The organism is Bradyrhizobium pachyrhizi (assembly GCF_001189245.1).
Taxonomy (GTDB): Bacteria; Pseudomonadota; Alphaproteobacteria; order Rhizobiales; family Xanthobacteraceae; genus Bradyrhizobium; species Bradyrhizobium pachyrhizi.
In genome coordinates this window covers 113,147-131,141 of the sequence record NZ_LFIQ01000051.1, presented here as the reverse complement: position 1 = coordinate 131,141, position 17,995 = coordinate 113,147, and the positions used below count along the sequence as shown (strand labels likewise).

General features: G+C 60.1%; 19 protein-coding genes. All 19 read left to right on the top strand.

The features are described from left to right. Positions 1 to 29: 29 nt before the first annotated feature. The 19 genes from AKL29_RS08935 to AKL29_RS08840 all read left to right on the top strand — a co-directional run bounded on the left by AKL29_RS08935 (position 30) and on the right by AKL29_RS08840 (position 17,934). Positions 30 to 1,637 (top strand): portal protein, encoded by a 1,608-nt coding sequence (locus AKL29_RS08935; RefSeq protein ID WP_050383880.1) that lies wholly within the window; start codon positions 30 to 32, stop codon positions 1,635 to 1,637. 598 nt (positions 1,638 to 2,235) lie between these two features. Further along, the gene (locus AKL29_RS46600) at positions 2,236 to 2,481 is read left to right on the top strand and encodes an HYD1 signature containing ADP-ribosyltransferase family protein (protein WP_082190519.1); all 246 of its coding nucleotides are present in this window, start codon (positions 2,236 to 2,238) and stop codon (positions 2,479 to 2,481) included. Beyond that, positions 2,478 to 2,753, top strand: a complete 276-nt coding sequence (locus AKL29_RS08930) for a DUF6881 domain-containing protein (RefSeq protein WP_050383879.1) — start codon at positions 2,478 to 2,480, stop codon at positions 2,751 to 2,753. The genes AKL29_RS46600 and AKL29_RS08930 overlap by 4 nt, the downstream gene beginning before the upstream one ends. A 140-nt stretch (positions 2,754 to 2,893) precedes the next feature. After that, entirely contained in the window at positions 2,894 to 3,373 is a 480-nt protein-coding gene (gene comJ / locus AKL29_RS08925; protein WP_050383878.1) for a competence protein ComJ, read from the top strand. A 231-nt stretch (positions 3,374 to 3,604) separates the two neighbouring features. Then, positions 3,605 to 3,910, top strand: coding sequence for a hypothetical protein (locus tag AKL29_RS08920; RefSeq protein ID WP_244481858.1), 306 nt, complete (start codon positions 3,605 to 3,607; stop codon positions 3,908 to 3,910). A gap of 1,245 nt (positions 3,911 to 5,155) precedes the next feature. Beyond that, on the top strand, positions 5,156 to 6,118 hold the full coding sequence (locus AKL29_RS08910; RefSeq protein WP_050383876.1) for a DUF5309 domain-containing protein: 963 nt from the start codon (positions 5,156 to 5,158) through the stop codon (positions 6,116 to 6,118). 64 nt (positions 6,119 to 6,182) lie between these two features. Beyond that, entirely contained in the window at positions 6,183 to 6,545 is a 363-nt protein-coding gene (locus tag AKL29_RS08905; RefSeq protein ID WP_050383964.1) for a hypothetical protein, read from the top strand. Further along, positions 6,545 to 6,856, top strand: coding sequence for a hypothetical protein (locus tag AKL29_RS08900; RefSeq protein ID WP_050383875.1), 312 nt, complete (start codon positions 6,545 to 6,547; stop codon positions 6,854 to 6,856). The genes AKL29_RS08905 and AKL29_RS08900 overlap by 1 nt, the downstream gene beginning before the upstream one ends. After that, positions 6,856 to 7,188 (top strand): hypothetical protein, encoded by a 333-nt coding sequence (locus tag AKL29_RS08895; RefSeq protein WP_050383874.1) that lies wholly within the window; start codon positions 6,856 to 6,858, stop codon positions 7,186 to 7,188. The genes AKL29_RS08900 and AKL29_RS08895 overlap by 1 nt, the downstream gene beginning before the upstream one ends. Beyond that, a complete protein-coding gene (locus AKL29_RS08890) occupies positions 7,185 to 7,838 on the top strand; it encodes a phage adaptor protein (RefSeq protein ID WP_050383963.1) in 654 nt (217 codons plus the stop codon). Before AKL29_RS08895 ends, AKL29_RS08890 begins: the two co-directional genes overlap by 4 nt. An 11-nt stretch (positions 7,839 to 7,849) precedes the next feature. Then, positions 7,850 to 8,281: a hypothetical protein gene (locus AKL29_RS08885; RefSeq protein ID WP_050383873.1), complete on the top strand. Its 432-nt coding sequence runs from the start codon at positions 7,850 to 7,852 to the stop codon at positions 8,279 to 8,281. An 88-nt stretch (positions 8,282 to 8,369) separates the two neighbouring features. Continuing rightward, positions 8,370 to 9,101, top strand: coding sequence for a complement C1q domain-containing protein (locus AKL29_RS43620; RefSeq protein ID WP_050383872.1), 732 nt, complete (start codon positions 8,370 to 8,372; stop codon positions 9,099 to 9,101). Between the two features lie 350 nt (positions 9,102 to 9,451). Next, complete coding sequence (locus AKL29_RS08870) at positions 9,452 to 10,090, top strand: hypothetical protein (protein WP_050383870.1); 639 nt, start codon at positions 9,452 to 9,454, stop codon at positions 10,088 to 10,090. A gap of 91 nt (positions 10,091 to 10,181) precedes the next feature. Further along, entirely contained in the window at positions 10,182 to 11,657 is a 1,476-nt protein-coding gene (locus AKL29_RS08865) for a hypothetical protein (protein WP_050383869.1), read from the top strand. Next, the gene (locus AKL29_RS08860; RefSeq protein ID WP_050383868.1) at positions 11,654 to 11,968 is read left to right on the top strand and encodes a hypothetical protein; all 315 of its coding nucleotides are present in this window, start codon (positions 11,654 to 11,656) and stop codon (positions 11,966 to 11,968) included. Before AKL29_RS08865 ends, AKL29_RS08860 begins: the two co-directional genes overlap by 4 nt. A 1,158-nt stretch (positions 11,969 to 13,126) precedes the next feature. Then, positions 13,127 to 13,561 (top strand): hypothetical protein, encoded by a 435-nt coding sequence (locus AKL29_RS08855; RefSeq protein ID WP_050383962.1) that lies wholly within the window; start codon positions 13,127 to 13,129, stop codon positions 13,559 to 13,561. Positions 13,562 to 13,596: 35 nt separating this feature from the next. Next, positions 13,597 to 14,472 (top strand): hypothetical protein, encoded by an 876-nt coding sequence (locus AKL29_RS08850; protein ID WP_152977482.1) that lies wholly within the window; start codon positions 13,597 to 13,599, stop codon positions 14,470 to 14,472. A gap of 699 nt (positions 14,473 to 15,171) precedes the next feature. Beyond that, the gene (locus tag AKL29_RS08845) at positions 15,172 to 16,173 is read left to right on the top strand and encodes a tail fiber domain-containing protein (RefSeq protein WP_244481856.1); all 1,002 of its coding nucleotides are present in this window, start codon (positions 15,172 to 15,174) and stop codon (positions 16,171 to 16,173) included. Positions 16,174 to 16,734: 561 nt separating this feature from the next. Beyond that, on the top strand, positions 16,735 to 17,934 hold the full coding sequence (locus AKL29_RS08840) for a hypothetical protein (RefSeq protein WP_050383865.1): 1,200 nt from the start codon (positions 16,735 to 16,737) through the stop codon (positions 17,932 to 17,934). Positions 17,935 to 17,995: the final 61 nt, after the last annotated feature.

Here is a 17,995-nt window from a genome sequence, read left to right as displayed (position 1 = left end):
CATACCCCCATTAGATGAGCTCAACGAAAATGGCTGTTCCCATGCTTCCGGGGCCGGCGGCGATGCCGCTTGGCTCATCCATTACACATGACGTCACCATCGTCACCACGCGAAAGCTCGCACAGGCGAGGGTGCTGGGTGTTCCGCCGGAAGAATTCGGCATCGAGCGTGGTGCACGTAGCATCCATGACTGCAACTACTGCTTCCACGAGGTGGTGACCAAGACGGAAGTCCAGCTGATTGCCGAAGGCTTCGATGCCGCGCAGATCAGTTCGCTGAACGACTATACCGGCAATACCAACATCGAGACATTGGCGCGCGATACCGCCGACGAGCATTTCGGTGCCGGCGCCGGCAGCATCAACGCGGCGGCGCGGCTGGTGCGGATCACCGAGCACTATGTGCGGATGGACTATGAGGGTAACGGTCGGCCGTGCCTGTATCAGGTGATCACTGGAGGCGACCAGTGCGAGATCCTGCGTAAGGATGGGCGTGACTGCATCACGCCGTTCGACGCGGTTCCGTTCGCGGCGACGACGCCGGTGCCGATGACGCATCGCTTCTTCGGCCGCTCGATCGCCGAGTTGGTGATGCCGCTGCAGCGGGAGAAGACGGCGCTGAAGCGCGGCGCGCTGGACAATCTCTATCTGCACAACAATCCGCGCGTCGAGGTGGCCGAGAGCAATGCCGGTCCCAATACACTCGATGACTTGCTGGTCTCACGGCCGGGCGGCGTGGTGCGCACCAAGACGCCGGGAGGGCTGAACTGGCAGGTGGTGCCCGACATCACCTCCTCTATCTATCCGATGATGCAATATCTCGATGCCGAGCTCGAGAGCCGCACCGGCCTCAGCCGCCAATCGCAAGGCATCGACGCCAACGCGCTGCAGAACCAGTCGGCGACCGCGGTGGCCCAGGTGTTCTCGGCTTCTCAGATGCGGGTCAAGCTGATCGCGAGGATCATGGCCGAAGGCGTGCGCGACATCTTTGCGCTGCTGCATGGCACGATCCGCAAGCACGGCCAGCAGCGGCAGACAGTGCGGCTGCGCAACAGCTGGGTCACCGTCGATCCGCGCAACTGGAAGACCCGCGACGACATGACGATCAATGTCGGCCTCGGCACCGGTGGCAAGGCGCAGCAGTTCGCGCAGGTGATGGCGCTTGCCAATGTGCAGAAGGAGCTGATCGGCGGCGGCAAGATCAACATGGTCGGCGACCGCGAGCTCTATAACACCGCCGTCGAGCTGACCCGGATCATGGGGCACAAGAATCCGAGCCGGTTCTTCAACGATCCGACCGCGGTCAATCCGCAGACCGGACAGTTGCTACATCCGCCGCCGGCGCCGCCATCGCCGCCGCCGGATCCACGCGTGCTGGCGCTGCAGGCCAGGGCGCTGGCCGATCAGCTTGCCGTCGTCCATCGTGCGCAGGTCGAGCAGCAGAAAGCGCAGGCCGATGCGATCCATCAAAAGCTCAAGGCCGAGGCCGAGATCGAGCTGGCCAAGATCAAGGCCGAGCTCGATGCCCAGATCAAGGTGTTCGACGCGCATCTGAAGGCTGCGACGGAAGCGCGGAAATCAGAACGCATCGCTGTGCCGGGGGCGCGAAAAGGCCAGGGACGGCCACCATTACGTTGAGGATCCGAAGCGGCCCGGCAAATTCCTGATGGTCGTTCCTCATGTCTGATTTCTCTCTGGTGCCCGTCGACCATCAACCGGATTTCGCAGGCGTTACTCTTGTTCCCGTCGACCACGATCCGTTCGCAGCGGAAGTTCTGATTCGAGCCACTGGAACGCAAGCCGAAGGTCAGCCTCAACCGCGTGCAACAAGCGCCGTCCCGCCGGATGTCGGTGTGTCGCTACGCGGCATGCCGCCAGTGGTACCCGGCGAGTCCTACGAGCCGGATTCCGCGGCCACTGGAGTTGCGGGCCAAGTCGCCGCACAGGGGCTTCAATCGGCCGACCGACGAATTGAAGGCGGCGACCTATACGCTCGGCCCTTGGCTTTGTCGATGCAAAGCGCCGCGACGACTTTCCCAGAGCCGTCATAGCTGCAATTGGAATGATACTGGGCGCCATGGGCGGCGCCACGTCCAGACGTGCCGAAGAAACAGCAGTGATCGGCGATGGCGTACCGATCGCCGGCCGAACTCTATATCATTACATTGATGAGGCAGGTCTGAATGGTATCCTAAAAGAGGAAAGGCTAATCCGTCTCTGAAAGCCACAAGCCCGAATGATGTTCGATATGGAAATGGCCAATATCTTTCCGATATCGCCGGGTACCTTGAAACCAGCAAAGCTTTCCGCGAGCCTTCTTAAAAATTCCCTTCCAGGGAGGAGATTTACCCACTACCTCGAAATCAAACACTGCGATCTGGATGTCATTCGAGGCCGGCCCGGTGTTTATGTTATCCCAAACGGGGTGCCGTTGGATTTAAACGGTAGGGTTGTCAGTAGCGGAAAGGTGCCAAGCGAATGATCTATCTCAAGGTGAAATGGAAGCATTCGTTCTCTGATGAACCCGTGCTTCTTTATAGTGAGTTGGATCGCGAACGTTGGGAGGTCCGCAAGGTCGAAATCTTTCGTAGCGGAAGAATGGGGTATGCGGGTCCCGGAAGCGCTGACGGTGGAACGGATTTAGGCGTCGAGCCACTCCCATCCTTTGAGGAGATTGCCGGCGACCCCGAGTTCGAGCCGGAAATCATTTCAAAAGCGGAGTTCGACAAGGTTTGGGCAAAGGCGACGGGATGATTCGACTTCTGGCTGCGATGCAGCACGATCTGCAAGCGGCGTTGGACCAATGTCATGTGCATGCCATTGATGCCTGCAATTGCAGCCGAGGCGGTGATCGATAATCTGTATGGAGCCCAAATCAACGTTGGGGATTAACGATGGCGGTCACGATCGGCTTTGAGCTCTCTTATGGGCAACTCTCTGTGTTCGCGAGCGCGCTGAAGAATCCGTACAATGACTGGACTGATCAACATGTCTCGCAGGGCTTCACCTGGCGGCCTGGCAGCGTGTCGTTCAGCTCGATGGTCGAGTCCGGTCGGCACTCGGTGGAAATCCACGTGGTAAACCACGCCGCTCCCGTTCACGCCGACGCGGTTCGCGCAGTTGAGGTCCCCTTCGAGGTTCCGGCTGACGGGGCTATAGAGGTCGGAAGCATTGCAGAAACCGTTCCGCTGGAGCTGCCGCCGGGATCCTTTCTGCTGCGCTGTGAGTTCTTTCAACCTTCCGGTACCGACGAAGACGAGCGGGTGCGGCTAACCTTTGCGAAAAAGGACGCCCCTCGCTTCGCGGTCGTTCGTGCAGATCCGGAACTGTCGGTCCGTGATGATTTGCTGACGACTGCGCGGCCAGCCATTTAGTTGAGCGGTCGCCAGCACCAATCCCGAAGATGCTTCGACGAAGATTATTGAAGCAGTGTGGCAAACTGAGCATAGCGCCGGCGACAATGCCGACCGCGGCGGCGGCGCCGGTGTGACCATAGGTCAATGTCGCGATCGCCATGCGCCAGCCGAGACGAACTGGCGGCGACGACAAATCACGTGCCGCTTTCAATCTATCGAACACGATCCCTTCGCTGGAGAATCCTCGCGATGACGATTGCCGATGAATCGAGACTCGATCAGGCGGTAGGCCGGGGTGTCAGGGCCGAACGCCTGCTCGCCGACGAATTGCTGGTCGAGGCGTTCGCGACGCTCGAGGATGCCTATACGACCGCGTGGCGGTCGACGACGATCGACGACGCGTCCGGCCGCGAAAAGCTGTTCCTGGCCATCAACGTGGTTGGGAAGGTGCGCGATCACCTCACCGCCGCGGTCACCAACGGCAAGCTGGCGAAAGCCGAGCTGAAAGAGCTGGCGCAGACGGCGGAGCGGAGGAAGCGGTTCGGAATCTTGTAGCGACAATCGTTGACAATGTTCTTGTTTTGTTCTATGTCGCATGAGGGCGCACCAGCAGGTTGTGTCCGAGGGCGGGCATCGCGTTTCCAGCCCGTGTGCACGACATGCCGTGAACAAGCGCCTTCGAATCATGGTCTGCTCCGAAAGTAGATCCGGATGGATGGGATGCTGACCCGACGGCATTTCCAATATGAGGATCTTGTTCGGTCTGTACATGCCATCTTCCGGGAGTTTCGTTGTGGTGTTGCGATCAATGCTCCGCTGGTCCGCTGAACTTTTGCACGTTGTCCTTCTCGCGTCCCTGTGTGCGGTTTTGGTGTTGCCGGATCGCGCGAACGCGCAAGAGAGCAGGCCTTCGGCGCAGCCCAAGAGTATCCCGACATTGGAGTCTCTGCCTCATACGGCACTCCCCGCGGGGAGATTCAACAGCTGGTGTGGAGAGAGCGATCGATATCTCCTCGATACGAATGGCCAGCTCAGCGCCTATGACGCCGATGGCAAAGTTACGCCGATCGCTGTTTCCCCTGGTCGCGGGTTGCAATGCCGTAACGACGGCCGGCAACTTGGCTACGTCTACAACAAGAGTGTGTTGTGGGTTGATATCGCATCCGGCGATAGCGAATGGGTGGCTTCCTATGAACCACCGAAGAGGAAGAATGCGGTCATTTCATTTTCGCCCGATTTCAAAAGCGTCGCGACGAGTGTCCCGCTGAATTTCAGGTCGCTGGCGGAATACATGGAGCAGAGGAGCGAGCGAGGAGGCGACGTGCCTCAACCTCCAGGGCCTGGAATGGCAGCTGTGCCGTACATGCCAGATGATGATGCAGCCTCATTCGCAGATCGCTTCGGCGATCGATCCCAGGTTCGACGATTGCCGTCGCGGTGGGACCGGCCCTGATACGCGATCACGCGTGCAGCCGTCGTGCGGAGAGAATTTTCTGTCAGTCAGAAAAATTATCATCATGCATGTTGACACGTCGGGCAACTCACTAGCATAATCTCATCATCGAAAGTTTTGAGCCCGCGCCGGGAAGCCGCCGCGGGCCTTTTCATGACGCCGACCCTGCCCACGCAGGCGCCACGGCGGAGACGAGGGCCGGCCGAACCGGAAGCGAACTTCCGCGCCATCGTGCAGCCCGAGCGCTCAACCACCCAAGACCATCACGTCCGCCCATCTCGATGCCGAACGTTCCGCCGATTGGGCGGCCGTCCGCTCGCGTTGTCGGACAGCACAAGGACCAACACATGGCTTTGCCTACCAACACGGTGACGACCTACCAGGCGATCGGCAACCGTGAAGACCTCAGCGATATGATCTATCGCATCGATCCGACCGACACTCCGTTCATGAGCGGCGTCGATAAGGAAAAGGCCTCTGCCGTCAACCACGAATGGCAGACCCAGGCGCTGGCGCCGGCCTCCAACGCCAACGCCCAGCTCGAGGGAGATGACCCCACCGCCAACGCGCTGGTGCCGACCGTCCGGCTCGGCAATCTCTGCCAGATCTCCTACAAAATGGCGCAGGTGTCGGGCACGCAGCAGGCGGTCGACCACGCCGGCCGCGACAACGAACTCGCCTACCAGGAGATGCTGCGCGGCCTCGAGCTGAAGCGCGACATCGAGACGATCCTGGTTGGTAGCAACCAGGCCAAGGTTGCCGGCTCGACCAGTGTACCGCGCAAGACGGCGTCGGTGTTGTCGTGGGTCGTGAGCAATACGTCGAAAGGGACGGCCGGCGGTGCAGCCGATCCGGCCGCGGCCGACGGCATCGGCACGCGAACCGACGGCACCCAGCTGGCGTTCACGGAGGTGCGGCTGAAGACCGTGCTGTCGTCGGTCTGGAGCAATGGCGGCAAGCCCGGCACCATCATGACGGGCGCTTTCAACAAGCAGGTATTCTCGACCTTCACCGGCCGGTCCACCGCGATCGAAGAAGCCAAGTCGAAGAAGATCGTCGCCTCGGTCGACGCGTACGAATCCGACTTTGGCAAACTGAAGGTGGTCGCCAATCGCTTCCAGCGTCCGCGCGACGTTCTGGTGCTCGAGATGGACAAATGGGCCGTCGCCTATCTCAACGGCCGCAACATGATCTCGATCCCGTTGGCGAAGACGGGCGATTCCGATCGGCGCCAAGTGCTGGCCGAATACGCGCTGGTCGCGCGTAACGAGAAGGCCTCCGGCGGCGTGTTCGACAACACCACGTCCTAACTCCGTCATTGCGATCTGGCGGGCAACTTCGGTTGCCCGCTTTCCCTTGCCTCAGGAGGCCTTCATGCCACTTCCCGGTAATCACACTCTCAATACCGAGCACCTGACGGTCTATACGCCGTCGTGCGGTGCGTCTCCCGTTGCTGCCTATATTCGGGTTCCATTTCGTTGCCGCGTGCTGAAGGCGACGGGAATTCTGGGCGGCGCGATCACCACGGCCGACGGCACCATCACGGTCGCCGCCAACGGCAACACACTGACGACCTTCACGGTACCGCAGGCTGGATCGGCTGCGGGGCAGCTGTTCTCGGCGGTACCGGCTTCGCCGACATATCTCAACGAAGACGATGTCATCGTGCTGACGCCGTCAGGCGCGTCCGGCGCCGCCGTTCCCATGCACTTCTCTCTCTCGGTGAGGACGGCCTGATGTCATTCTTTCCCAAACATCCGGCGTCGCGCCTCGGCGTGACGCAGACGATCGCCTACGACGCAAGCGTCGGGGCGACCAATGCGTTCGGTGCCGAGACCTACCAGCTGCGCCTGGTCGCCAACTCCGCCTGTTGCTATCGGATTGGCGACGGCACCCAGACCGCGACGACCGCTGATATCTATCTGCCTGCGAACCTGGTCGAATACGTCATCGTCAGTCCCGGGCAGCGGATCGCCGCAATCAAGGCGACAACCAATGGCTTGGTCACGGCAACCGCCGGCACGCTCTGGGTTACGGAGATGTCGTGATGGACGGCATCCTGATCCGGCCGCATTTCGACAGCAACGGTCGCGACCTTGCGATCGAGCACGTGCAGGATGTCGAGCCGATCCTGCAATGGAATCATGCGGCGCGTCGCGACGAACAGCACAGCGAGTGGGGCCGACACGTCGCGCGCATCCCCAACGTGATCTACGTCAAATGGCTAAACGAAGAATACGCCAGGGGCAACACGTCGATTGGGATGTTCTGCCCCGAGTTTGACGCCATCGTGCAGCGCAAGCTCGACGATCCCGAATGGGCCTACCTGCGCACCGATCGACCGAAGCTGCAGGCCGGATGGACAGCGGAGGCCTCGTGACACAAATCGTGGACTATGCCTCCCTGCAATCGGCGGTGACGGAATATCTGGCGCGCGATCAGGATGCCGTCCTGATCGCGCGGATCCCGACCTTCATCCAGCTCTCCGAGGCGAAGCTCAATCGGGAGCTCCTTGTTCGCCAGATGGAGCAGCGCGCCATCGCGGTCATCGACCTCACCTCCGACGAGCCCGAGTTTATCGCGCTGCCGACCGACTTCCAGTCGATGCGAAGGATGCGGCTGTCGAGTGTGGCGGGCAAGCCTTGGCTCGAGTTCAGGTCGGGCACACAGCTCGACGAATACCGGTTCGGCATATCGGACGTCGCGGGACAGCCCCGATACTTCACGATCTTCGGCAACGAGATCGAGATCGCTCCGAAACCCGACAAGCCCTACACGATCGAAATGGTGTACCGGCGGGTGGTCCCACCGCTCGCCAGCAATGATCCGAACTGGCTGCTGTTGGCCGCGCCGGATCTGTATCTCTATGGCGCGCTCCTGGAGGCCGCGCCTTACCTGAAGGACGATGGACGGATCCAGACCTGGGCGCTCGGCTTCTCGGCCGCGCTCAACAGTCTCAATAATCTGGGGCTGACCTCAACTTTCAATGCCGGGCCAATGACGGTTCGCGCTTCCGGTCAGATCATCTAGGAATCACAAGCATGGCCGCCTTCAACAAGTTCAACTGTTTCGTGCAGGATGTCGCTAACGCGCTGCACGACATGAAGACCGGGACGGCACAGGTCTACAAGGTATATCTCACCAACGCGCTGCCCACCGCGACCAACGCCGTCTACAATGTGCCCGCCGATCTCCCGGCCGGAAACGGCTACCTGTCGGGGGGAGCATCGATCGGTGCGGTCGCGGGATCGCAAACCTCGGGCACGTTCAGGTTCTTTGGCTCAACGAACCCGGCATGGACGGCGGCCGGCGGATCGATCGGTCCGTTTCAATATGCCGTTCTCTACAACTCGACTTCCGCAACCAAGCCTTTGATCGGGTGGTGGGATTACGGCACAGGCCTGATGCTCACCAATGGCAATACCTTCACGGTCGCGCTCGACCAGATCAACGGCATCCTGACGATTTCCTGATATGGCAGCATTTCTCGACGCGTGCAGATTTTCTCCGGCATCCGGAGGCACCGCAGATTGGTCGGTCGCGGGGCCCGTAGGAGGATACATGGCGCCCGCGGCGGCAGGAGCCGTCAATGGGCGCATATACAAGTATCGCGCGGAGAGCGCGGACCTTTCTCAATGGGAGCTCGGCGAAGGTACCTGGAACGCCTCGACCGGCGTTCTGTCTCGAACCACGGTCCTGTTCAATTCGTCTGGAACGGCGTCGAAGATCAATTTCTCCGTATCGCCGCAAGTAGCGATCGTGGCTCTGAAAGAGGATCTGATCTCGATCGAGGAAGCTAACAATTTCGGCACGGCACAGCGCGCTCAGGCTCGGGCCAATATCCGAGCCAACCTGTCCGAAAACGGAATCTTTATCGTCGACCGAAATGGCACCGACCTGACCGGGCTAACGGCCTCAGCGTATAACAAGATCATATGGACGAATAAGCAGGTCGATAACGAATCCTGGTTCGATACCTCGACTGGGAAGTATACCCCGCAGACCGCTGGCACCTATCTCTTTGTGCTGGATTGCACGACCGCGACAGGAACTTCTCCAACAGAGAGCTGTCAGCCGTCGCTTTACAAAAACGGCACGCGCATCAAGAACGGGGCTTACACGGCAGTTTCGGGCGGTATGTCGGGCGACAGCAACAAGCTGCTTGTTTGTGCTGTCCCGATGAACGGAAGCACCGACTACGTTGAGGCATATGTCTATATGCCAAACGGCGTCACGACATTGTTCGGTGCTACGTCAGGCACGCATTTTCAAGGCTTCAGGATTGGCGCCTAATGCGCCACCCGGAACCATTGCACGCGCTATGCGTGGCTTTGATGCGCCGAGATGGCTGGCCTTGGGCAGCTAAGCCAGGACGGGATTTCAACCGTCACCCTCGCTGCAAATACAGGCTCTCACTCGATCGTTGGTCGGCAGAAAAGCTTGCGGACAGCCTGGTCGCGAGCACGCGGGCCGATGTCATCACCGGTCGGGCGGTCAGCGTCGTCGGCAGACTGGCATCGGCAGTGGGGCGCCAGCTGTCCGGGCTCGGTCCTCGGTACGGAGCTTTTTACAACATGATGAGATTCATCATCGAGGTGCTGTGCGGCGTCGTGCTTTTCCAACTAGCGGAGGCGGTTTAGCAAATGTCGCTACTCGGGTTCGATGCAATCGGCCGCCTCGCTCTGGGGCAGACGAGGGTAAGCGGATCGAATGTTCTGGTCAGTGGATCAGCATCGTACGTCCTGGAGGGAAACGGGACGATCCTCGGTCTTCGCGAAACGGCGGCTCCGGCAAGCTACGCGCTAGCCGCCAATGCCTTGGCCTTTACTTCAAAGCTGAATGTAAGCTCGAGAAGCTACAATGTGAGCGGTGCCGTCGCGCTGTTCCCTATTGGTCTCGTATTGGGCGCGACGAACTACGTCCTCGCTGGAAATTCCGTGAGGACGGCCATGACGCTCAGCGTCATCGTGGGCGGCTACGTTGTTGTCTGTAACGGAGTGGTTGGGGCGGTTGCACTGAATGCGGGAACGATCGCGTATCAGGTGACCGGCAGCGCCGCGGCGACGGGCCGAGACTACGTGAATTGGTGGCCGGCCCAACCTATCGCGAGCAGCTGGGCTGGTGAAACAGTGCCGTCTCCTGAGTGGGTGACGAGCGCGACGGTTTCGCCTGCCTGGATCACGGACGTTCCAACGGTCACGGCGTGGACGCCCCAAATTGCTCCGGCGGGTGCCTGGATTGCTGATTCCGAGCAAGAAATTCCGGAGCCGGTTGTGCACTAGCGCCGCCCCTGCACGAAGCGCCGGACGCCTGACGTCGCCGGTCACGCGATTCGCAAAGCCTGCCGTCCAATATTCTGGAGACGATTGAACGATGCCCTTGCTTGCCACTGGCGAGTATCGCCCCGATGTCAGCGACTATGAAGGTCAGGCGACGCGAAACATCCTCAACGTGATTCCACGTGGTGACGGCTACGGACCATTTCCGAGCCTGTCAGCTTACGCGGCACCGTTACCAGCCGCGTGCAGGGGAGCCTTCTACGCGCTGAAGTCCGATGGCACGGTGGTCACATTCGCAGGAACCAGCAATAAGCTTTACAAGCTCAACAACACTGATTTCACCTGGACGGATGTGTCGTCAGGAGGCGGAACATACAGCGCGCTGAGCGCCAACGCGCAGTGGCAGTTCGCGCAAACCGGAAATTTCGTCTTCGCCACGCAGGCGAACACAGCGCTGCAGATGTTTGACTTGTCGTCGGCGTCGACGTTCGGCAATGCGCTCGGCTCGCCGCCGCAGGCGGCCTATATCGGGGTCGTCGGCCGGTTCCTGGTGCTGTCCGGATTGCTCTCGAACCCTTACCGGATTCAGTGGTCGGGGCTGAACAATTTCAACGCGGCCGACAGCTGGATCAGCGGCATCAAGTCGTCCGACTTCCAGGATTTTCCCGACGGCGGCATTGTTCGCGGCGTCGCCGGCGGCGAGGCTGGCATCATCTTTCAGGATCAGGCGATCCGGCGGATGTCCTATGTTCCGGGTTCGCCGATCGTGTTCCAGATCGATCGTATTACGCAGGACAAGGGTCTTTACGCGCCGTATTCGATCATCCGGGCCGGTGAGCGCATCTTCTTCTACGCAGGCCAGGGCTTTCACAAGATCGAACCGGGCGGCGTACCGGAGCAGATCGGCCGCGAGAAGGTCGATCGCACGTTCCTGGCGGATCTCGACAAGGGCAATCTGCAGCTCTTCGTGGGCGCGGCTGATCCGCGCAGTACCCGCGTGTACTGGGCCTACAAATCGGTCTCTGGCGCCGTCGGAAATAGCTACGACAAGCTGCTCGGCTACGACTTTCTGCTTGATCGCTTCTTTCCTGTCTCGATGACCGGAGAATATCTGCTGGGTGTCTCGCAGACCGGTCTGACGCTGGAAAACCTCGACACCATCTCGTCCTCGATCGACGCGATGACATTGAGCCTCGATGCCTATGCCACGGCGGTGCAGCCTGAAATCGCGCAGTTCAGCAATGCGCATGTGCTCGGCTTCTTTCGCGGCCAGAACCTGGAAGCGACGCTGGAAAGCGCGGAGCAGGGGACCGACGAAAACCGGATCACGATACGCGGCTTCAGGCCGATTACCGACGCCTCCACGCTGTACGGCTCCGTCTCTACCCGCGATACGCCTTCAGCGACCGCAGTCCCGGGCACTGAGGTGCTCGTGAATGCCAGAACCGGACGCTGCGACATGATGCAGGACACGCGCTACTCGCGGTTCAAGGTGCGGATCCCCGCTGCAACCCAATGGACCTTCTGTGCCGGCGTCGTGCCGGATGTCATCGCGAGCGGCGCGCTATGACGGCGTACGTTCCAGGCATCGTCGAGACCGACCTGAAGAAAATCGTGCTCGCCATCCAGGGCCTCGCCGCCGGCCGCTCGAACGCGGTCGGGTCGGTAACGCTCGCGACGGGTGCGTCGACGACGATCGTCTCGACACCGAACGCCGCGACGGGTTCGACGCCGATCCTGACGCCAGCTTCGGCAAATGCCGCGACGGAGCTTGGCAATGGCACGCTCTACGTCAGCGCCGTGACGAATGGATCGTTCACGATCACACATGTCAATTCAGCGACGCCAGCACGGACGTTCCTATACGCAGTGCTTGGCTAATACCGACAACGTAGGTCGCATTAGCGCGTCGGTACGCCCCCATAGGCAATCTACCCACTCTCACCTTGAGCGATCCATCTACGCGCGACGCAGTGTCGTGCGTCATTTCAGCGAAGGATTTAATCAATGGCTCCTCCATTTAGGGTTGGCCCCGGCGCGTTTGGAAAGGGGCTCCCCTTTCCACCTTTGCCGCCCTCCGGAAATCCCAGTGATCCCAGTCAGGTTCCGCAATTCCGGATGCCGTCGTTCGAAAAAATTCTGGCGCCCAGGCCCATCACGGATGCCTCACAGTTGGCAACGATGTCGATCCTTGATGTTCTACGCTATGGAGCGCTGTTTGCTCGAGTAATGCAGCAAGCCCACACGCTTGAAGGAGCCGACGCTAATCGGAACGCTGAGCGACCAATTGATGGCGCCGGCTCGACTGTACTTCCGCGCGACTTTCCAGATGCTGATCGACGTCCAGTAGAGCCACCGTCCGGACTTCCTAGAGACCAGCCACCGTTTCGGCCGCGAGGTCCACTAGGAGGTTTGGTTGCTCTGATGCTGGGAGCGGACCATCTCCGGCGATCTATCTCCGGCGATGAGGATAGGACTCAACCGATTCCCAATATAGGACCTAGAGCGACGCCGAATCCGGAAGGACAAGGCGCGCTAAGTCGATCTGATCCCAATGTCAGGCAACTTGAGCGTGTCGACATGATGGGAGCGGGACGGAAGCAGCCTCCGAAGATCGACTCTCCGCCCTTGGCGCCGGCGGACAACCAGGATCCTGATCCGAACGCCTCCGCTGACGGTGGTGGAAATGATGCCGATTGTGCAAAGGAGTGGTCAGATGCCCGCAAGGAATGTGAGGATGCATACAATAGCGGAGCGGCAAAGAGAAACCCGTTCCTCTATGGCCAATCCAAGAAGCGTAATGCGCTGTTTTCCGCTGAAGATTGCGAAAAGACCAGAGTGCGGGCGATATGTGGAGGAACGCCCCTTGACCCGGGCCTGAGTTATGAGGAGAGGCGGAAGCGCAACAACGCAATGTTTCGCAAGAAGTCGAAAGGTAGATAACTTTCCACTCGACCGCTTCATGCAATTTCGACGAGGCGCAGTGCGTGCATTTGCCAGATGGCTTGTGCCTACTCCGTCCATAAGCGAAGTCAATCTATGTCCGCTCTCGCGTCCTCGTCGCTCGTTTGTGTCGACCCTGTGCAGGTCCACGAGATTTGGCCACATGCAAGTTTGCTGCTGAGAGAAGCATGTATCCGAACCGCTCTGAGCGCATTCGAAGACATTGAAGCGGACATCCTTTCCGGCCTTAGTCTCCTGTGGCTCGCCTGGAACGGCCGGTCGATTCAGGCGGCAGCTACCACGGTCCTGATCAATTCCGAGATCGGCAAGGTTTGCGTCATCACCGCGTGCGGCGGCACCGGCATGAAGCGCTGGCTGCCGCTGCTCGATGGGATCGAATCTTATGCGAGAGACGAAGGCTGCGCGCGCGTCAGGATCTACGGTCGTAAGGGCTGGCTGCGCGTGCTCGACGGGTATCGTGCGAAGCATATCATCATGGATAAGGAAATTGCTGTCTCGCGGGTGGGTTGACGATTGTTCACCATATGTTCTATGGTTGATGTTGTGTGATCCCTCAACTCACCGAAGTGCAGGTAAGGGTGTTTGGCTTCCGTGGAGTAAATCTAGCGTTTGCTGCATTCCTTTGGGTATTTCCGGGTGCGGAAGCTTCGCGTGCCCAAATGCCAGGGGCGGAAAGCTATTCGGACGTGCTCGCATTCTGCCGAGGGGGCAAGGTGGACTCGCCGGTGCTTCAGCCAAAGGCAACCAGCCCGTTGACGCTTCGGGACGACAAGAGGGTCCTATGTGTCCACGATTGGATATTTTCGCAGCAAGAGCTCGCAGTTGCGAGGAGCCTTCAGCAGGACGGATATGCAGTCGTCAAAGGATTTGGCGGTGAAATCTCTGCGACGATCATGCTTGCCGACATGCTTAGGAGCAAGGAAGCGGTCGTCATCGTCCACGACTACTGCTTCGCGGCTTGCGCCAACTATCTCCTTTTCGCTTCCGCAGAAGCGTTCGTACCGAGAGACGCGATTGTTGCATGGACCAATCTCAAGACTGGGTTGTTGAGCAAGGATTGTTTGCGATTCGTGGAAACGTCCGACTCCGACGCGCAACATTTTGGCACATACCCATGTGCTTCTTCTGCCGATGCCCAACACCAGGCGTTCGCCGATCGCAAGGCCGAGTTCTATCATTCAAGGGGCTTTCCGGCCGGGTTCAAGGAGCCACCTGAAAGCACGACCATCAGAAGAATCCTGAAGCGGAAATTTGACCAGACCGGAGCGCCTCCAGCAGATCTTTTTTGGACGTGGAATCCACGGTATTCCGTGCGCCTGAAGACGAGGCTGATCTATGAAGCATATCCGCGTAGTCAGGACGAGATAGACGCTACCTTGGCCCGACTCGGTCTGTCGCAGTCGGTGATCTACGATCCCTAACTAGTCCATCCCTCAAATAGCGCGATCCGCCAGGATCGAACTCCGGTTGATGAGAATGCGGGGCACGTCCATGACGCGCCCCCGCGCCTTGCCACGTCAGCATCGCATGTGGCGACAGTATCGCAAGTTTCTGTCTCGATTTGTTCATGGAGCAATTCATGACGGCGCGGTTCGGGGACGATCTCTACCGGGTGGCAAATTTCGGAATCGACGGAGCGAGTCCACAGGAGTCTTGGTCGCGCATTCGCGACAAATTTCATGACATCAACGAGCCGGTGCCGCAGAAGCCAGGATTTCCCTGGTGGATCGATCCGTGGATGCCACCGGCGCCAGCTCCTTCTCCCCGACGGCCCAGATACCCTCTTCAGCCTGAGATTCTAGACAACTCGGCAGCTTCGTCGGTGCAGATGATGCCAGACGAGCGTGCGGGTGGCCTTCTCTGATGCCTTACGATGTCGTGCAAGAAAGGGCGGCTTCGCGCGGCACAAATAATCCCGGATTTCTCGGCGTGCCCAGATGGATCGAGAGCGAAGCTGGTTTGTCGTTTGATCTCACCGTCGCCGTCGTTGCGTAGCGCGCTGCGCTGCGCGCTCACGCAGTGAACACAATCATTGATACCAGGAGAAATTGATGGGTGGACAATCTTCATCGACCCAAACGCAGCAGTCCCAGACCGCTCCATGGACGGCCGCCCAGCCGATGTTGCAGGGCATCCTCAGTCAGCTTGGTTCCCGGTTGAACAACACCGGACTCACATCAGCAGAGACCGGTGCATTGACCATCCTTCAGAGCAACGCCGCGCAGGGCAATCCCTATGCCGGTCAAATTGGTGGCTATGCCAACTCGCTGCTGGACGGCGGCGGCGCGAATGCGCAGGCCGGAAATGTGCAGGATAATCTTGGCACGTTGCAGCGGCAGCTCACGCCCTATGCTAACGGCAGCATGATCGGAAACAATCCGGCACTGACAGCGCAACTGGCACAAATCCAGAGCGATGTCGGCAACAGCATCAATTCGCAGTTCGCCGCGGCCGGCCGTGACCTCAGCGGAGCCAACCAGATGGCTTATGGGCGCGGGGTCGCTGCGGCCGAGGCGCCCGTGATCGCGGCACAGTACAACCAGGATGTCGCCAACCAGTTTAATGCGGCGAACGCGCTCTACGGAGCCGGCAACACCACTGCGAATACGCTGAGCGGTATGCAGCAGAACTATCTCACCAACCAGGGGCAGGGCGTCACGGCCTCGCAATCCGCGCTCGATGCCCGGAACTACGGCGCCAACGCAACGCTGGCCGAGGAGGCGCAGCGCCGCGGCATTCCGGTGCAAGCGTTGAGCCTGCTCGCACAGATCGGTGTGCCGATCGCGCAACTCGGCCAGCAGAGCAATGGGACGACGAACACCACCCAGCAGATGTCCGGTGCGCAGCAGTTCGGGGCGATTGCTAACGGCATCGGCAGCCTGTTCAAATTCTTGCCGTCCGACATGCGGCTGAAGGAAGACGTTGCCGCCGTTGGCGCGCTGTTCGATGGGACGCCCGTCTATGGTTTTCGTTACAAGGGAGCGCCTGCCTACCACATCGGCCTGATGGCGCAGGATGTGGAACGGACCGCGCCGCATGCCGTCCTGGACATCAATGGCTACAAGGCCGTCGACTATCACGCCGCGACGGAAACCTCTCGCAAGCTCGGCGAGGTGCGCTGATGGGATTGCTTGACGACTATTTGAGGTTTGATCCGAGGCTTTTCGATCCGGCTGGAGGATTGTATGGTCGGCTGGTCTCCCTGCAGCCGCAGTTGAGTTTCGACCAGTCCGCGCAGGGCTCGCCTTTCCCGGCAGTCCCCGGCGCCGGGAGTTCGGATCTACCGGCAAGCAACCGCGACACAACGCCGCCAGATGGACCGAGTGCAGCTGGGGTGCCTCAAACGCCGTCGAGCTGGCCGCGCGACGATGGGCAGACGCTCAACATGCGTATTGGAGATTACTGGATGCCGCAGTTCGGCCGCGCGGAACCTTCCGCGCCGGTCGCCGTCCCTACATTCGGTGATCGATTGAATGCCGGCTTTCAGAGTTGGGCTCATACCCCGCTAGGCAACCCATTCGCGGCTCTCGCCAACGGCTTGACGGGATTTAACTCCGGCCAGCGTTCGGTCGAGCAGACTGGTCGAACCGCCCCTGCGTTTCCCGACAATCAAGAGGAGCCAACACTTGGGGGGGCACCCGGTCGAAGCCCTGGCGCTTACCTGCGGAGGAGAGGTCTGAACAATGGCCGATGAACCCAGCAACGATCTTACGGGCGCTGCCCATGATTTGGCAGTGGCAGGCTACAAGCCGATGCCAGATCGCAGAGCGGACGAAGAGGAGCCGATCGGCAGCGACAATGCATCGCTTCGCGAGGCCGCAGAGAAGATCTCGGAACAGTCTGAGGACGTGGTTGTCCGGCAGTATCGGGACGCGGAGGGGAAGCCCGCTGCGGCGAATGAAGCGGTAACCTTACGGCGCGCCAGCCGTGATTATGCGGCTGCCGTGGCGGCCGAGAAACTGATCGCCGACGGCGAAGACGCCGAACGATTAGCCGAGCGGGTCGACGCACTGCGCATGGAGGCGCTCGCAAGCGACCCGGAGGCGGCCGAGTTCTACGGCTTCGACCTGCCTGAAACCGGTGTCGCGGAAGCCGGGCGAAGCAACGGCGACGTGAGGACGCAAGATGCCGAAACGGGCGCCAACTTCAACGAAGGGATCGATCCTGCTCTGGCGAGAGCGCTGGAGCATCCGCAGGTGCGTCAGGCGATCGATGAGGAGATCGCAGAAACGCACAAAGTCCGCCAGGGCTATCTTGATGCCCTTACCGGCGCCACGCAGATCGCGCAGGCGAGCTTCGTCAATCAATTTCCCGAGCTCGTCGGCGTTCCGCTCGAGAACTTGCCTGGCGTCCTCGAGCAGATGTCGCGACACGAGCCGGCCAAATTTGCGCGCGTTCAGAGCGCGATCGCGGCAACGGACCAGCTTCTTGCACAACATCAACAAGAGAGCCAACGACAGGCTGAAGCCGCGTATCACTCCTTTCGCGCTCACGCGAAATCAGAGGACGCGCTGTTTGATGCGATGTTGAAGGGAGAGCCCGTCGAAACCCAGCGCGCCGTGATGCAGGAGATCATCGCATCGGCCAAGGCGAGTGGACTCGAGGCTTCCGAGTTGACGTATTTGCTCAACACCGAGCCGCTGATGCGCAACGCCACCTTTCAGCGGATGATGTACGACGCGGGAAAATATCGCCTGATGATGAAGGCGAAGGATGCCGTCACCACCAGACCGCTTCCGCCGGTGCAGCGACCGGGCGCCGCGGCATCGCGTGGCGAGCGCGAGAACGTGGATCTTCGAGCGCTCAATGCAAGGCTTTCGAACACTGGCGATATCAAGGATGCGGTAGCGCTTTATCATGCGCGAAGAGGCGCCAGGCGGTGAAGCGCACGACCGCGGTAGGCTCGTCAACCTTGACAATGTTCGCTATATGTTCTATTCCGAT

What these genes read in the sequence shown, in the direction of transcription:
- AKL29_RS08935 (WP_050383880.1), top strand. Translation starts at nt 30, where the DNA reads ATGGCTGTTCCCATGCTTCCGGGGCCGGCGGCGATGCCGCTTGGCTCA.
- AKL29_RS46600 (WP_082190519.1), top strand. Translation starts at nt 2,236, where the DNA reads ATGATGTTCGATATGGAAATGGCCAATATCTTTCCGATATCGCCGGGT.
- AKL29_RS08930 (WP_050383879.1), top strand. Translation starts at nt 2,478, where the DNA reads ATGATCTATCTCAAGGTGAAATGGAAGCATTCGTTCTCTGATGAACCC.
- comJ (WP_050383878.1), top strand. Translation starts at nt 2,894, where the DNA reads ATGGCGGTCACGATCGGCTTTGAGCTCTCTTATGGGCAACTCTCTGTG.
- AKL29_RS08920 (WP_244481858.1), top strand. Translation starts at nt 3,605, where the DNA reads ATGACGATTGCCGATGAATCGAGACTCGATCAGGCGGTAGGCCGGGGT.
- AKL29_RS08910 (WP_050383876.1), top strand. Translation starts at nt 5,156, where the DNA reads ATGGCTTTGCCTACCAACACGGTGACGACCTACCAGGCGATCGGCAAC.
- AKL29_RS08905 (WP_050383964.1), top strand. Translation starts at nt 6,183, where the DNA reads ATGCCACTTCCCGGTAATCACACTCTCAATACCGAGCACCTGACGGTC.
- AKL29_RS08900 (WP_050383875.1), top strand. Translation starts at nt 6,545, where the DNA reads ATGTCATTCTTTCCCAAACATCCGGCGTCGCGCCTCGGCGTGACGCAG.
- AKL29_RS08895 (WP_050383874.1), top strand. Translation starts at nt 6,856, where the DNA reads ATGGACGGCATCCTGATCCGGCCGCATTTCGACAGCAACGGTCGCGAC.
- AKL29_RS08885 (WP_050383873.1), top strand. Translation starts at nt 7,850, where the DNA reads ATGGCCGCCTTCAACAAGTTCAACTGTTTCGTGCAGGATGTCGCTAAC.
- AKL29_RS43620 (WP_050383872.1), top strand. Translation starts at nt 8,370, where the DNA reads ATGGCGCCCGCGGCGGCAGGAGCCGTCAATGGGCGCATATACAAGTAT.
- AKL29_RS08870 (WP_050383870.1), top strand. Translation starts at nt 9,452, where the DNA reads ATGTCGCTACTCGGGTTCGATGCAATCGGCCGCCTCGCTCTGGGGCAG.
- AKL29_RS08865 (WP_050383869.1), top strand. Translation starts at nt 10,182, where the DNA reads ATGCCCTTGCTTGCCACTGGCGAGTATCGCCCCGATGTCAGCGACTAT.
- AKL29_RS08860 (WP_050383868.1), top strand. Translation starts at nt 11,654, where the DNA reads ATGACGGCGTACGTTCCAGGCATCGTCGAGACCGACCTGAAGAAAATC.
- AKL29_RS08855 (WP_050383962.1), top strand. Translation starts at nt 13,127, where the DNA reads ATGTCCGCTCTCGCGTCCTCGTCGCTCGTTTGTGTCGACCCTGTGCAG.
- AKL29_RS08845 (WP_244481856.1), top strand. Translation starts at nt 15,172, where the DNA reads ATGTTGCAGGGCATCCTCAGTCAGCTTGGTTCCCGGTTGAACAACACC.
- AKL29_RS08840 (WP_050383865.1), top strand. Translation starts at nt 16,735, where the DNA reads ATGGCCGATGAACCCAGCAACGATCTTACGGGCGCTGCCCATGATTTG.